The sequence below is a fragment of the Natronosalvus halobius genome (assembly GCF_024138145.1).
Classification (GTDB): domain Archaea; phylum Halobacteriota; class Halobacteria; order Halobacteriales; family Natrialbaceae; genus Natronosalvus; species Natronosalvus halobius.
In genome coordinates, this window is sequence record NZ_CP099997.1 from 2,398,758 (window position 1) to 2,412,352 (window position 13,595).

Consider the following 13,595-nt stretch of genomic DNA (forward strand, 5'->3'; position numbering starts at 1 on the left):
CACATGACCGACGCCGAGACCCTCGCCGAGCGCGTCCGGACGGGCGACTTGCGACTGCACGAACTCGAGGACCACGCCGATCACGACACCGCGGCCGCGGCCCGCCGGGTCCTGGTCGAGGCCGAGACCGACGCCGACCTCGAGACGGTCGGCGACTACGCCTTCGACGCCGAGGTGGCTGAATCCGCCATCGAGAACATGATCGGTGCGGCCCAGGTGCCGATGGGCGTCGCCGGCCCCGTCACCGTCGACGGCGGCGCCGCGAGCGGGCAGTACCGACTGCCGCTGGCGACGACCGAGGGCGCGCTCCTGGCCTCGGTCAACCGCGGCCTCTCGGTTATCGAGTCGGCTGGCGGTGCGAGCGCCCGCGTGACGAAAAATGGCATGACCCGCGCCCCGGTCTTCCGCGTCGAGGGCGTCGTCGAGGCTGCCGAGACCGTCGAGTGGGTCGGCGAGAACCTCGAGGCCCTGCGCGAGGCCGCCGAGTCGACGACGAACCACGGCGAGTTGCTCGACGTCGAGCCCTACGTCGTCGGCGACTCGGTCTACCTGCGTTTCGCTTACGACACCAAGGACGCGATGGGGATGAACATGGCTACCATTGCGACGGAAGCGGCCTGCACGGTCGTCGAGGATGAGACGCCCGCTTCTCTCGTGGCTCTCTCGGGAAACCTCTGTTCGGACAAGAAGCCCGCGGCGATCAACGCCGTCGAGGGTCGCGGCCGCTCCGTCACCGCAGACGTAGTGATCCCCGGCGAGATCGTCGAAGAACGCTTGCACACCACCGCCGACGCCATCGCGGAGGCCAACACCCGCAAGAACCTGATCGGGAGCGCCAAGGCGGGCAGTCTGGGGTTCAACGCCCACGCGGCCAACGTCGTCGGCGCGGCCTTCCTCGCGACTGGCCAGGACGAGGCCCAGGTCGTCGAGGGGGCGAACGCGATCACGACGATGGACGCCCGTCCGAACGACGACGGGGCGTCCGACCTCTACGCCTCCGTCTCGCTGGCCTCGCTCGAGGTCGGCACCGTCGGCGGCGGCACGAAACTCCCGACCCAGTCAGAGGCGCTCGACGTGCTGGGCCTGCGTGGGGGCGGCGACCCCGCGGGGAGCAACGCCGACGCCCTCGCGGAGGTCATCGCGGTCGGCGCACTGGCGGGCGAACTCTCGCTCCTGGCGGCGCTGGCCTCGAGGCACCTCGCGAGCGCGCACGCGGATCTGGGTCGGTAGTCGGACGAAGCGCTTCAGTAATCGGTCGCAACTCTGTTCTCCGCTCGAGTCAGGCGTAGGCCTCGAACTCCTGGCCGAAGGCGAGGAAGTAACCCGTCCCGACGAGGCCGATGACGGTCGCGATGGTAAAGGCGAGGACCGGATCGCCGGCCAGGATCGGCTCCCCCGTCAGGGGATTCGACAGTCCCGCCCAGAGAAATCCCCCGAGGGCGGCGCTGGGGATGACGATCACGTTCCGCAGGAGGTAGTACGCGCCCGTGACTCGCCCCCCGGCGCCCATCTCCGCGGGGCCGACGATCAGGGCCTTGTGGGCCGGCAGGCCCGCAAATCGGAGTCCGGAGAAGGCGAACAGGACCGCGAGGACCCCCGCTGTGGAGAGTGCACCGACTCCGCCCTCAGGCACCGAGATCAGCATGATCGGGAACACCGCGTAGACGAGAAAGCCGAGCGAGACGACCGGCTTGAGTCCCACGCGCTCGGCGGCTTTCGCGGCCGGGATCATCACCAGCAGGGCGACCGCCATCTCGAGGCCCAAGAGGAGGCCGAAGAACGCCTGCGGCGAGAGCGAGTCGCCGACGACGGGTATCGACGCCGGGAGCGCGAGGCCCACCGCGAGAAAGTCGGTGACCACGAGGACGAAGAAGACGTAGACCATCCCGTTGGCGAACCGAACGAGGGTGTCGCCGACCAGGAGCGGCCGTAGCGGGTCGGGGAGGTTCCGAAGATCCGCGAGGAGCTGAGAAATCCCCTCGAACTCCTTGCCGAAGGAGTCGTCGCTCGAGTCGTACAGCCGATGCTGGACCAGCGTGCCGAAGACGCCGAAGGCGACGGCCACGACGAGGATCAGCTGGAAGGCGAAGACCACCTCGTCGCTAGCGCTGGTGAAGGGGGCGAAGAGAATAGCAGCGATCAGGGGGCCGACGAGGAACGCCGTCCGACGAAAGCTCTCGGTGCTGGCGAACCCCGCCGCCAGCTGTGAGGGCGGGACGGCCTGCTTGACGATGGCGTAGGTGGCCCCGAGGCCGAAGGACTTCCAGGCCTGGGCGAGGATCAGCCCGAGGAAGATGGCGACGATGGCGAGGTTAGTAGGGCCAACGGCGACGTCGGCCAGGAGAGGCGCCGCGAGCCAGACGCCGAATCCGATGGTGGCGAGAAGGCCGAACGCGGTGAGGGCGTACCGGGAGCCGATGCGGTCCGAAATCGCGCCGCCGGGGTAGGGGTAGACGGCGCTGATTACGTTCCCAGCGGTTCCGAAGAGTCCGACGGCGACGCCCGTCGCCCCCAGCGCGACCATGTACTCGGCCATGTAGCGACTCGTCATCTGGAAACTGAGGCTGAACGCGAACATGGCGAGCGAGAGGACGATCACGTCCCGCTCGAGGGCGAAAAACTGGCGCCAGGCGTCGAGCGGGTCGGCCGCGTCCGTCTGGGAGTCCTCGAGGCTCATACGGTGCCGGTTCTGGCTCCACCGACAAGGACATTTCCGTCCCGACGAGCTGAACGCCGCGCACCCGAGGCGCCACGCCGGCTCCCGCCCGCATCGAAAGACCGAACCAGTAAAGACAGGCGGGCGCTTCCTCGGGCACATGACGACGACGCTCGGGACGGCGAGCGCGTCACCCGGCGAGATCGACACGGGCCGACTCGAGGTCGGCGAAACCCGAGACGGCAGCCCGTTCGGCCTCCCGGTCGCCGTGATCAACGGCGCCGAACCGGGGAAGACGCTCTACGTGCAGGCAGCCAGCGACGGCGACGAGTTGAACGGCGTCGGCGTGCTCAGCCGCGCCGTTCCACGGATCGATCCCACCGAACTGTCGGGAACCATCCTGGTCGTGGGAATCGTCAACTACCACGCCTTCCAAGTGGCCGAACACCGCAACCCGATCGACGACACGAAGATGAACCGAACCTACCCCGGCAACGAGTCGGGCACCTCGAGCGAGCGCATCGCCCACGCCACCTTCCAGATCGCCCGCGAGGCCGACCTCATCGTGGACCTCCACCAGGGGTCGACCAGTCGCATGATCGACGAGGTGCGGGTCCGCTGTGGCCACCGCCACCGCCTCCACGAGTCGTGTCTCGAACTCGCGCGCGCGTTCGCCCTCGAGTGCGGGCACGTCCTGGACCAGAAGGGGCCCGAGGGGCAACTCGCCCGCGCGGCACCGAACGAGGGCATCCCGACGATCGATCCCGAACTTGGCGGGGCGACCGGCTGGGACGAGGGCAGTATCGAGAAGGGCGTCGCGGGCCTGTTCAACGTCCTCCGGTACTACGGGTTCCTCGAGGGCGAGGGCGAACTCGTCGACCAGACGCGAGCGACCGGGTTCGACCAGTACGGCTCGCCGGTCGGCGGCCTCGTCCGCTTCGAGTCGTCGCTGGGCGAGCGCGTCGCGGCCGGCGACACCCTCTTCGAGGTGACCACGCCCTTCGGCGAGTCGAAGGCGACCGTGACCGCCGACAGCGACGGCATCTTCTGGCGGAGTCGGCGCCTCCCACAGGTCGCGACCGGCGAGTACGTCTGCTCGGTTGGAACCGACCTCGAGGTGATCTGACGTGGACACCCCAAGCGACCTCGTCTGTCCCGACTGCGGGGCCGAGTACGCCGCCGGCCCGGACGAACCCTGGCGCTGTACCTGCGGGCACGGCCTCGAGTTCGCAGCTCGTCCCCACCCCGAGGGGAACCCGCTGCCGCTCTCTCAGCTCGACACCACCGAGGGGCTGTGGACGTTCTTCGAGTTCCTCCCCATCGAGAAACACGTCACGTTCCACGAGGGGTTCACCCCGCTCGTCGACGCTCCAGAGTGGGACGCTCAGTTCAAACTCGAGTACGTCTTTCCCACGGGCTCGTTCAAGGATCGCGGCGCGACGACGACCCTCTCTCGCGCGGTCGAACTCGGCGTCGAGAAGGTCGTCGAGGACTCCTCGGGCAACGCCGGAGCGGCCATCGCGACCTACGCGGCGAAAGCCGGCCTCGAGGCCGACATCTACGTACCCGCGGACGTCAAGCAGTCGAAGCTGATGGCGATCCAGCGCGTCGACGCACGCCCCGTCCGCGTCAAGGGGAGTCGCGAGGACGTCACGGCGGCCTGTCTCGACGCCGTCGAGAGCGGCGAGGGGTGGTACGCCTCCCATGCCTGGAACCCGGCGTTCTACGCGGGGACGATGACGTTCGCGTTCGAAATCGCCGCCCAGCGCGGGTGGACCGTCCCGGACGCGCTGGTGCTCCCGATCGGCCACGGAACGCTCTTCCTGGGCGCCTACCGGGGGTTCAAACTGCTCAACGACGCCGGAATCGTCGAGTCGATGCCACGCCTGCTCGGAGCCCAGGCGGCGGGCTACGCGCCCATCGTCGCCGCCCTCGGCGGGGAGACGAGGGGCGAGGATGGAGAGCGAACCGACATCGCCGACGGCATCCAGATCGCCGAACCCGCCCGCGGCACCCAGATCCTCGAGGCCATCGACGCGACTGACGGCGACGCCATCGCGCTGGGGAGCAACGTCCTGGAGACGACCCTGGATCGGCTCCACCGGAACGGCTACTACGTCGAGCCGACGTGTGCGGCGGCCCCGGCGGCCCTCCGTCGGTACCGTGAGGCGGGTGTCCTGGACGACGACGATGACGTGGTGGTCCCGCTCACGGGGAGCGGGCTGAAGACGATGTAGGTCTGGGTTCCTGAGTGCCTGAGTGCCTAGGTGCCTGGATAACTGTGGACCGACGACTGTCGACTAGCCAGACAACGTCACACTCGATCGTTCCCACGAGATGAGAACCGGCGCGAGGGTCAGTATCGAGCACCTCTTGAGGGACGGAGATGGAAATGGGGAATCACTGCTGGCCGGTCGATGGGGAATCGCCGACGCTCGCGGTCGTCCAGGCCGTCGCGGCCGCTGCGGGTCGTCAACCGGAGGACCTCGAACCGCTGTACGACTCCGTCGACGGCGATGCCCTGGACGGGGTGCTCGAGGGTGGTGACGACGTTCGCGTCCGGTTCGAGTTCGCGGGGTTCGATGTCGACGTAACGCTGGAGGAGGTGTGTCTGACCGAGCGGGCGTAGCCTCGAAGCTCTCGCGAGCGACGATACCACTTTGAGGGTGCCCCTCGAGTGTCCACGTGATGACGGATTCAGACGAGGCCCGCGTTCCAGTGGAGTGTTCCGCGTGCGAGACGCGAACTCGCGTGCCGCTGTCGGAACTCGCCGAGTCGATCGAGCGCCACAACGAGACCGTTCACGACGGCGAACCGATCGCGGAGGTCGATCCGGACCTCAAGGCGCAACTAGCCGACCTCGTGGTCGAGGACCTGGGCCTTCTCGAGGACGAGGGCTGATCGGGAGTGCCGAACGCACAAATTCGAGACCCGGCGCTGGCCGGATGGGATTGGCGAGTGCTCCCCGCGTTCGTCGTGGTCGGTGCGCTCGCGTTTCGTTCCGGCCGACGCTTGCTCGCGGCCGACCCCACTCCCTGGGCACTGGTCGTCGCCGCAGCCATCGCCGGGTTCGTGTTGCTCGGCCCGTTCGCCTGGCTCGCTCGCGGCCTCCTCGAAGCGCGGCCGCGAGAGCTCGCCGCATTGGTCGGCTTCGGTGCCGCCGTTCTCACACTGCCGTTCGGCGTGACCGCGACGATGGTGCTCGAGGTGTCGATTTCGCAGATGCTCGAGGCGATGCTGGTCGGGGCGGCCCTCGGAGTCGTGGCGGTCGTGCTGGCCGAGCGGACGACGGTTCCGGAACTGGTCGTGGAAACGGCGGCGGGAACGGTCTCGGGGGGATGACGCACCCTCGCGGCGGCGACGGCAGCGGGTTGCGGCTGCCAGTTCGTACCGTGGGCGGACCCGTCCCGAAATGGTTTTGATCCCCTCACCCGGACACTCGGTATGCCGACGGAACCGGACACCCAATACGACTCCTCGCTGGGGAGCAAGTTCATTTTCGTCACCGGCGGGGTGATGTCAGGTCTCGGGAAGGGGATTACGGCCGCGAGCACCGGCCGACTCCTGAAGAACGCGGGCTTCGACGTCACTGCCGTCAAGATCGACCCGTACCTGAACGTCGATGCCGGGACGATGAACCCCTACCAGCACGGGGAAGTGTACGTCCTCAAGGACGGCGGCGAGGTCGACCTCGACCTCGGGAACTACGAGCGCTTCCTCGGGATCGACATGCACTCCGATCACAACGTTACGACGGGCAAGACCTACAAGCACGTGATCGAGAAGGAGCGCGCGGGCGACTACCTCGGGAAGACGGTCCAGATCATCCCGCACATCACCGACGACATCAAGCGTCGCATCCGCGAGGCCGCCGAGGGATCGGACGTCTGCCTCATCGAGGTCGGCGGCACCGTCGGAGACATCGAGGGGATGCCCTACCTCGAGGCCCTGCGCCAGTTCGCCCACGAGGAACCCGAGGAGAACGTCCTGTTCGTCCACGTGACCCTGGTCCCGTACTCGAAAAACGGCGAGCAGAAGACGAAGCCAACCCAGCACAGCGTCAAGGAGGTTCGGTCGATCGGTCTCCAGCCGGACGTAATCGTCGGCCGGTCGGACGACAAACTCGAGCCCAGTACCAAAGAGAAGATCGCCCTGTTCTGTGACATTCCCACCGAGGCCGTCTTCTCGAACCCCGACGTCGAGGACGTCTACCACGTCCCGCTGGCCGTCGAGGAAGAAGGCTTAGACGAGTACGTCCTCGAACACTTCGACCTGGCCGACGCGGCGCTCCCGCCCGAAGAGCGCACCCGCGAGTGGCGCGAGGTCGTCACCACCGAGAAGACCGAATCGGTCGACATCGCGCTCGTCGGCAAGTACGACCTCGAGGACGCCTACATGTCGATTCACGAGTCGCTGAAACACGCCGGGTTCGAACTCGGCGCCGAGGTCAACGTGGAGTGGGTGTTCGCCGACGACCTCGCCGACGGCCACGACGGCCAGCTCGAGGACGTCGACGGCGTCATCGTCCCCGGCGGGTTCGGCATGCGCGGCACCGAGGGAAAGATCGAGGCGATTCGCTACGCCCGCGAGCACGACGTCCCCTTCCTCGGGCTCTGTCTGGGCTTCCAGATGGCCGTCGTCGAGTACGCCCGCCACGTCCTCGGTCTGGAGGACGCACACTCGGCAGAGATGGACGCGGACACGCCTCACCCCGTCATCGACATCCTGCCCGAGCAGTACGAGGTCGAGAACATGGGCGGGACGATGCGTCTGGGCGAACACACGACCGTCATCGAGCCCGAGACGCTCGCCTACGACCTCTACCAGGACACCTCGTGTCAGGAGCGCCACCGCCACCGCTACGAGGTCAACCCCGAGTACTTCGACGCGTTCGCGGACGAGCCGCTGACGTTTTCCGGGACGGCAGGTAACCGGATGGAAATTCTCGAACTCGAGGGCCACCCGTTCTTCCTGGGCACGCAGTACCACCCCGAGTACAGTTCCCGACCGGGCGACCCGAGTCCGCCGTTCGTGGGGCTGGTCGAGAGCGTGCTCCAGACGGGTCGGATGGATGGCGGAGACGTACCGAACGATGCGGGCGACACGGACGAAACCGAGGTGACGCACTGATGGTCGACGCCGACACGTTCGTCCCCGACGCCGTCGCGGAGATCGAAAACGAAATCGGCGACGCGAACGCCGTCATCGCCCTCTCGGGCGGCGTCGACTCCTCGGTGGCCGCCGCACTGGCCTACGAGGCCATCGGCGACCGACTCACCCCGGTCTACGTCGACACCGGCCTGATGCGCAAGGGCGAGACCGACCAGATCCGCGAGACGTTCTCGTTCATGGAGAGCCTCGAAATCGTCGACGCGAAAGAGCGTTTCCTGGAGGGGCTCGCCGGCGTCACGGATCCGGAGGAGAAGCGCAAAATTATCGGCGAGCAGTTCATCCGCGAGTTCGAACGCGAGGCCCTCGAGGCCGACGCCGACTACCTCGTCCAGGGGACGATCTACCCCGACCGGATCGAGAGCGAGGGTGGGATCAAGTCCCACCACAACGTCGGTGGCCTCCCCGAAGTCGTCGATTTCGACGGCATCGTCGAACCCGTTCGAGATCTCTACAAAGACGAGGTTCGCGATGTCGCCCGCCACCTCGGCCTCGACGAACTGGTAGCCGAGCGGATGCCGTTCCCCGGTCCAGGACTCGCCGTGCGCGTCATTGGCGAGGTTACCGAGGAGAAACTCGAGGTCGCCCGCGACGCCTGTCACGTCGTCGAGGAAGAACTCGAAGAGTACGATCCCTGGCAGGCGCTCGCCGCGGTCATCGGCAAGGCAACGGGCGTCAAGGGCGACAACCGGGTCCACGGCTGGGTGGTCTCCGTGCGATCGGTCGAGTCCCGCGACGGCATGACCGCTCGCGCCCAGGAACTCGACTGGGAGACCCTCCAGCGGATCCAGTCGCGAATCACCGGGCAAAATGAAAACGTCGCGCGCGTCGTCTACGACGTGACGCACAAGCCGCCGGCGACGATCGAGTACGAGTAGCGAGGATTGCGGTCAGTTTTTCGGGGTTGATTCGAGTAACTCGCGTGCCTCCGCCGGATCCGTTCGGAGGACGACGTCGCCGTTTCGATCGTCGTACTCGACGAGGAGTTCCTCCTCGAGTCGCGGCAGGTGATCGTGGTGGAGCATCGTCTCGAGTCGCTCGACCTCGCGTTCCGAGAGCGTCTCGTCGTCCGAAAGCGCCGCCACCAGTTCCTCCCGGGTCGCTATCTCGCGGTCGACGAGCAACGACATCACGCGTCGTCGGACGGGATGGCCCAGAACGCCGCTCGACTGAACCAGATACACGAGAGCATCGTCGAGAAGCCCGGCGAACGCGAGGGCCGCCTCGGCGAGAATCAGCATGGCCATGAATGTAGTCGAGCGAGCGCGCACAAAAGATTTCTCGTGGCTCGTGCGGAGAGTCCGGACAGCTGACTTTCCGAGGCCAAGCCGATTCTTCGCTCGAGCCGTTAGATGCGCACCTCGAGCGGACGTTCGTCCATCGTTCGCCTCTTATTTCCCCTACTCGCCTCCTACGATCGATCGTCCGACTCGAGCACCGATTCGTACAGTTCGAGACGCCACGTCGGGACGACGAGTTCCTCCGTTTGATTGTAGACGAGGAGTCCGTACTCCTCGAGCAGCGGGAGGTGCGTCCGACGCAGCGAGACGTGGACGCGCTGGCGGAGCTGGTGAATCGTCGTCTCGACCGTCGGCCCGTGTTCGTCGTCGGCGAGCCAGCCAATCAGCGTGTGGACATCGAGTGCCGTTCCCGCATCGAGCAGGTGCTCGAGGAGCGTCCGGCGACGGTCCGACGATAGCACACGAGTGACTTCGGTACGAGCGAGAGTGTCGCGATTACCAGCGCCAGGGTGCGTAGCGGCGGTCGTGCCACGACCGCTCGAGTTCGCCGTCTTGGTCGGGACGCGGAACGTCATGGGTGATAACCACTCACTCGAATATTACGCATAAAGCGGCGTGGTCGTTTCGTCGTTCGTCACCGATCGCAACTCGGTCGAATCGTTTAGCCGGCGGTAAAACGATATTACTCGCTGCAAGGACCCGTCTGGGGGATCGTTGCCACGCGTGAAAATCGGTCCGTCGATCGCAAATTCGGGTTGAATTCGCCTCGAGTATCACGAACGCTGATCGGTTATCTCGAGGATAAACGAACGGTCGCTGGCGTCACGCGGTACCGTCCCAGGCAACAGCCAGCTCACGCAGGCGCCGTTCCGAGCAACAACCAGAGGTTCAAGATCGTGAACCCGACGATGACGGCGACGGTGTAGTACGCCACCGCGACCAGCGCGGCGAGTTTGTAGTCCAGGTCGTAGACGATCAGGATCGCGGTGTAGGCGACGGCGACCATGAACGGGACGACCACCAGCGGGCCCCACCGCTGGAGGACGACCGAGACGAGTGCCAGTACCGGTCCAATGGTGAACGCGCGTTTGACCGGGACCGTCCCGAGCACGTACCGGGCCGCGATGTGGAGCGTGACGCCGTAGAAGACGGTCGCCAGCAGGAAGGTCCCGAGGTACGCGAGGGGGCCACCCCCAGCCGGATCGATCCCGCCGGGGACTTGCGCGAGAAACGATGGAGCGTGCATACTCGAGAGACGATATCACGCGGTTTGTGTGTGCCGAATTCGCGTCGCTCGAGGGGGAGATTCGAGCAAAAATTGAGTCCGCGAGTCGGACTGCTACTCGAGCAGACCGAGGTCCTCGAGTCGGGAGACGATCTTGTCGACGGCGTGTTCGGCGTCGGCCGGCTTCTTCCCGCCGGTGATGACGAGTTTGCCCGATCCGAACAGTAGCGCCACCACTTCCGGCTCGTCGAGACGGTAGACCAGGCCGGGGAACTGCTCGGGTTCGTACTCGATGTTCTCGAGGCCGAGGCCGATAGCGATCGCGTTGAGATTGAGATTGCGGCCGAGGTCAGCCGAGGTGACGATGTTCTGGACGACGATTTCCGGATCCTCGTTCACCTGAATCTGGAGTTCGCGAAGTTTGTCGAAGACGATTCGCAGACTCTCGTGGACGTCGTCGGTGCTCTTCGCGCCGGTACAGACGATCTTCCCCGAGCGGAAGATCAGTGCGGCGGATTTAGGATTCTGGGTTCGGTAGACGAGACCGGGAAACTGCTCGGGGTCGTAGTCGGCCCCTTCGAGGTCCATCGCGACACTCTGGAGGTCGAGTTCTTGCCCGATGCCGGTCGACGCCACCACGTTTTCGATGTTGATGGTGTCCTTCGGATCCGTCATAAGTCGCTTAAAAAGACGTATTTAAGGTTTATAAAGCTTGGTACTACGTGCTGATTTGTCCGGTTCTTTGAGTGTGTCAGACGAGTGGATGACGCTCACCGCGGCCCAGGAACCGTCCCGCGAGTCGACCGACAGGATCATTGCTCGTCCAGCATCACTCGAGACACGTGTATCTCCTCGAGTACGGCGGCGAAGACGACGCGTTCGCGGCAGTCGAGAGCCGTCACGCTGCCACCGGCGTCACCCGGATCGCGCCGGGGCTGGCCGTCGCGAACGCTCTCGCTCCCGAGCGCGTCCGCGGACTGGCCTACACTCGCGCGGCGAGCGACCTGGTGGGCCGAACCGACGCCTCCGTTACGAGCGCGCGAGCCCTGCTCGAGGCCGCCTCGATCGATCGGGAGGGGACGGTCGCCGTCCGTGCGACGGACGTCCACGGCTCGAGCGGCGTCGCCACGACACACGCCGAACGCGAACTCGGGAGCATCCTCGTCGACCGGGGGTTCGCCGTGGACCTCGAGGACCCCGATCACGTCCTCCGTGCGGTCTTCTCTGAGGGGAGCCTCGAGTCCGAGGCCGACGATGGCCGCGGTGGTCTGCTCGAGTCGGTCGCGAGCGACGAAGCCAGGAAGCGAAACGGCGAAACTGGGGAGCGAAACAACGAAACTGAGGAACGAGTCGACGAATCCGGGAAACGGGTGTCGGTCTGTGCCCTCGGCTGGCTCGCCGCCGAGAGCGTCCGCGACTTCGGCTCGCGGGCGCCGACCGACAAGCCGTTCTTCCAGCCCGGAAGCATGGATCCACTTCTGGCTCGCGCGGTCGCCAACCTCGCCGGCGCGGAACCCGAACGAACGATCCTCGACCCGATGTGTGGCACCGGCGGCGTCCTCGTCGAGGCAGGACTGGTCGGGGCTAACGTCGTCGGAACTGACGCCCAGGCGAAGATGGTCGCCGGCGCGCGGACAAACCTCGAACACTTCCTGGACCGCGAGGATCCGTCGCCGACCGGCGTCCCGCGCGGGTCCTGGCACGTCGCCCGCGGCGACGGAACCCGACTCCCGCTCCAGGATGGTGCCGTCGACGCCGTCGTCTTCGACGCGCCCTACGGCCGCCAGTCGAAGATCGAAAGCCACCGGCTGGCTGATCTGGTTTCGGGTGCGCTCGTAGAATCCCGCCGAGTGGCCGATCGGGCCGTCGTCGTCGCCGACCGCTCCTGGACGAGCGAGGCTCGGGAAGCGGGCTGGACGCTCGAGGCGGCCTTCGAACGCCGGGTTCACCGGTCGCTGACGCGGTACGTGCTGGTCCTCTCCTGAGGGTGAGGGTGGCTCGAGGGTGCCGAGGGTGGCTCGAGCGTGCCGAAGGTGGCTCGAGAGCCCTGATTCCTGATTCCGCCGGTACAGCGCCGCCAGTCGAGGCGGGGGATTCCGCTTTCGGAAGCCTTGAGACGGTCTGCAGAAAAGATTGACCGTGGCCCGCGCTCGTCTCTTCGGATCCCTCTGTGGACTCGTCTTTCTCATCAATCTCGCCAGAATCGTCTTCGCACCGCTGCTGAACGTGTTTATCGCCGAATTCGGGATCGGCGAGGCGACCGCGGGCCTCATCGTCACCCTCGTGTGGGTCGGGAGTGCGTTCCCCCGTCTGCCGACCGGGTGGGTGCTCACGAAAGTCCCGAGACAGCACGTCGTGCTCGCCTCGGGAGTTATTCTCGCGATTTCGTCCGCGATCGCCGCGACCGCTACCTCGATCACCCACCTCATGGGCGGCGCCTTCCTCATGGGGATCGCGTCGGGCGTGTACTTCGTCTCGGCGAACCCGCTCTTGAGCGAACTGTACCCCGACCGCGTCGGGCGCGTCATGGGAATCCACGGGGCGGCGAATCAGGTCGCCGCGGTGATCGCCGCTCCGTTCGTCGCGCTCACGCTCTTCGTCGACTGGCGCCTGTCGCTGTGGGCAATCGCCGTCGGCGGGGCCGTGGTTACGGCCTACACGTGGCTCACCGCGAGGCGAACCGAGATGCCGGACGCGGGGCGGTCGGATCGGGCCTTCGTCGCCGGCGCGCTCTCGGAGTGGCGGCTCATCGTGACCGCACTAGCGATTGCAGGCGTCGCCGTGTTCATCTGGCAGGGCGTGTTCAACTTCTACGAACTGTACATGCAGTCGAAGGGACTCTCCGACCGAGCGGCTGGGATGATGCTCACCGTCGTCTTCGCCGCCGGCGTCCCCGCGTTTTTCTTCGGCGGCGACCTGGCCGATCGCCTTCCGCAGATCCCGTACCTGCTCGGCATCGTCGGCACGTTCGCCGCGGGCCTGTTCGCGCTGACGCTCGTCGAGGGGATGATCCCGCTGGTCGCGCTCACCATCGTTGTCGGCTTCGTGATCCACGCGCTGTTTCCGGCCGTCGACACGTACCTGCTCGATACGCTCCCGGATTCGACGCGAGGGAGCGCCTACGCCGTGTTCAGCTCCGTCTGGATGCTCTCGCAGTCGCTCGGCTCGTACGTCCTCGGCGTCTTCGTCGAGGGGAACTACACCTACGACGAGGTGTTCGCCGTCGCCGCGCTGTTTCTCGGCGCGACGGTCGTCGCCCTCGTCGTCCTGGAGCGGAGCGGAAAGCTCCCGAGTTGAGATCGCC

Annotated in this window: 15 protein-coding genes; 10 read left to right on the forward strand and 5 right to left on the reverse strand. The window is 66.4% G+C overall.

Annotation, left to right across the window (positions count from 1 at the left end):
- The first annotated feature begins 3 nt into the window (after positions 1 to 3).
- Positions 4 to 1,230: a hydroxymethylglutaryl-CoA reductase (NADPH) gene (hmgA, locus tag NGM15_RS11760; RefSeq protein WP_253431080.1), complete on the forward strand. Its 1,227-nt coding sequence runs from the start codon at positions 4 to 6 to the stop codon at positions 1,228 to 1,230.
- Between the two features lie 49 nt (positions 1,231 to 1,279).
- Here hmgA and NGM15_RS11765 read toward each other — a convergent pair whose 3' ends face one another.
- Entirely contained in the window at positions 1,280 to 2,677 is a 1,398-nt protein-coding gene (locus tag NGM15_RS11765; RefSeq protein ID WP_253431083.1) for an MFS transporter, read from the reverse strand.
- A 139-nt stretch (positions 2,678 to 2,816) separates the two neighbouring features.
- On the opposite strand from NGM15_RS11765, the gene NGM15_RS11770 reads away from it, so the two are divergent.
- The 7 genes from NGM15_RS11770 to guaA all read left to right on the forward strand — a co-directional run bounded on the left by NGM15_RS11770 (position 2,817) and on the right by guaA (position 8,703).
- Entirely contained in the window at positions 2,817 to 3,782 is a 966-nt protein-coding gene (locus NGM15_RS11770; protein WP_253431086.1) for a succinylglutamate desuccinylase/aspartoacylase family protein, read from the forward strand.
- 1 nt (position 3,783) lies between these two features.
- The gene (locus tag NGM15_RS11775; protein WP_253431089.1) at positions 3,784 to 4,893 is read left to right on the forward strand and encodes a pyridoxal-phosphate dependent enzyme; all 1,110 of its coding nucleotides are present in this window, start codon (positions 3,784 to 3,786) and stop codon (positions 4,891 to 4,893) included.
- A gap of 155 nt (positions 4,894 to 5,048) precedes the next feature.
- Positions 5,049 to 5,285 carry a HalOD1 output domain-containing protein gene (locus NGM15_RS11780; protein WP_253431091.1) on the forward strand — a complete coding sequence of 79 codons (237 nt, stop codon included), beginning with the start codon at positions 5,049 to 5,051 and terminating at the stop codon, positions 5,283 to 5,285.
- A 59-nt stretch (positions 5,286 to 5,344) separates the two neighbouring features.
- Positions 5,345 to 5,557: a DUF8149 family protein gene (locus NGM15_RS11785; protein WP_253431094.1), complete on the forward strand. Its 213-nt coding sequence runs from the start codon at positions 5,345 to 5,347 to the stop codon at positions 5,555 to 5,557.
- Positions 5,558 to 5,563: 6 nt separating this feature from the next.
- Positions 5,564 to 5,998, forward strand: a complete 435-nt coding sequence (locus NGM15_RS11790; RefSeq protein ID WP_253431097.1) for a hypothetical protein — start codon at positions 5,564 to 5,566, stop codon at positions 5,996 to 5,998.
- Positions 5,999 to 6,100: 102 nt separating this feature from the next.
- On the forward strand, positions 6,101 to 7,786 hold the full coding sequence (gene pyrG, locus NGM15_RS11795; protein WP_253431100.1) for a glutamine hydrolyzing CTP synthase: 1,686 nt from the start codon (positions 6,101 to 6,103) through the stop codon (positions 7,784 to 7,786).
- Positions 7,786 to 8,703 carry a glutamine-hydrolyzing GMP synthase gene (guaA, locus tag NGM15_RS11800; protein WP_253431103.1) on the forward strand — a complete coding sequence of 306 codons (918 nt, stop codon included), beginning with the start codon at positions 7,786 to 7,788 and terminating at the stop codon, positions 8,701 to 8,703. Before pyrG ends, guaA begins: the two co-directional genes overlap by 1 nt.
- A gap of 12 nt (positions 8,704 to 8,715) precedes the next feature.
- On the opposite strand, the gene NGM15_RS11805 is transcribed toward guaA, so the two are convergent.
- From NGM15_RS11805 to NGM15_RS11820, 4 genes are all read right to left on the reverse strand, one after another.
- The gene (locus NGM15_RS11805; protein WP_253431106.1) at positions 8,716 to 9,072 is read right to left on the reverse strand and encodes a DUF7344 domain-containing protein; all 357 of its coding nucleotides are present in this window, start codon (positions 9,070 to 9,072) and stop codon (positions 8,716 to 8,718) included.
- Between the two features lie 164 nt (positions 9,073 to 9,236).
- Positions 9,237 to 9,641, reverse strand: coding sequence for a DUF7344 domain-containing protein (locus NGM15_RS11810; protein WP_253431109.1), 405 nt, complete (start codon positions 9,639 to 9,641; stop codon positions 9,237 to 9,239).
- A gap of 278 nt (positions 9,642 to 9,919) precedes the next feature.
- Positions 9,920 to 10,312: a DUF7473 family protein gene (locus tag NGM15_RS11815; RefSeq protein WP_253431112.1), complete on the reverse strand. Its 393-nt coding sequence runs from the start codon at positions 10,310 to 10,312 to the stop codon at positions 9,920 to 9,922.
- Between the two features lie 93 nt (positions 10,313 to 10,405).
- On the reverse strand, positions 10,406 to 10,966 hold the full coding sequence (locus tag NGM15_RS11820) for a TATA-box-binding protein (protein ID WP_252700267.1): 561 nt from the start codon (positions 10,964 to 10,966) through the stop codon (positions 10,406 to 10,408).
- A gap of 167 nt (positions 10,967 to 11,133) precedes the next feature.
- Here NGM15_RS11820 and NGM15_RS11825 point away from each other — a divergent pair, with 167 nt between their 5' ends.
- On the forward strand, positions 11,134 to 12,276 hold the full coding sequence (locus NGM15_RS11825; protein WP_253431115.1) for a methyltransferase domain-containing protein: 1,143 nt from the start codon (positions 11,134 to 11,136) through the stop codon (positions 12,274 to 12,276).
- 154 nt (positions 12,277 to 12,430) lie between these two features.
- Positions 12,431 to 13,588, forward strand: coding sequence for an MFS transporter (locus NGM15_RS11830; RefSeq protein ID WP_253431118.1), 1,158 nt, complete (start codon positions 12,431 to 12,433; stop codon positions 13,586 to 13,588).
- The last annotated feature ends 7 nt before the right edge of the window (positions 13,589 to 13,595 follow it).

Coding starts and splice junctions, on each gene's coding strand:
- hmgA (WP_253431080.1), top strand. CDS start 4: ATGACCGACGCCGAGACCCTCGCCGAGCGCGTCCGGACGGGCGACTTG.
- NGM15_RS11765 (WP_253431083.1), bottom strand. CDS start 2,677: ATGAGCCTCGAGGACTCCCAGACGGACGCGGCCGACCCGCTCGACGCC.
- NGM15_RS11770 (WP_253431086.1), top strand. CDS start 2,817: ATGACGACGACGCTCGGGACGGCGAGCGCGTCACCCGGCGAGATCGAC.
- NGM15_RS11780 (WP_253431091.1), top strand. CDS start 5,049: ATGGGGAATCACTGCTGGCCGGTCGATGGGGAATCGCCGACGCTCGCG.
- NGM15_RS11785 (WP_253431094.1), top strand. CDS start 5,345: ATGACGGATTCAGACGAGGCCCGCGTTCCAGTGGAGTGTTCCGCGTGC.
- pyrG (WP_253431100.1), top strand. CDS start 6,101: ATGCCGACGGAACCGGACACCCAATACGACTCCTCGCTGGGGAGCAAG.
- guaA (WP_253431103.1), top strand. CDS start 7,786: ATGGTCGACGCCGACACGTTCGTCCCCGACGCCGTCGCGGAGATCGAA.
- NGM15_RS11805 (WP_253431106.1), bottom strand. CDS start 9,072: ATGGCCATGCTGATTCTCGCCGAGGCGGCCCTCGCGTTCGCCGGGCTT.
- NGM15_RS11810 (WP_253431109.1), bottom strand. CDS start 9,641: ATGACGTTCCGCGTCCCGACCAAGACGGCGAACTCGAGCGGTCGTGGC.
- NGM15_RS11815 (WP_253431112.1), bottom strand. CDS start 10,312: ATGCACGCTCCATCGTTTCTCGCGCAAGTCCCCGGCGGGATCGATCCG.
- NGM15_RS11820 (WP_252700267.1), bottom strand. CDS start 10,966: ATGACGGATCCGAAGGACACCATCAACATCGAAAACGTGGTGGCGTCG.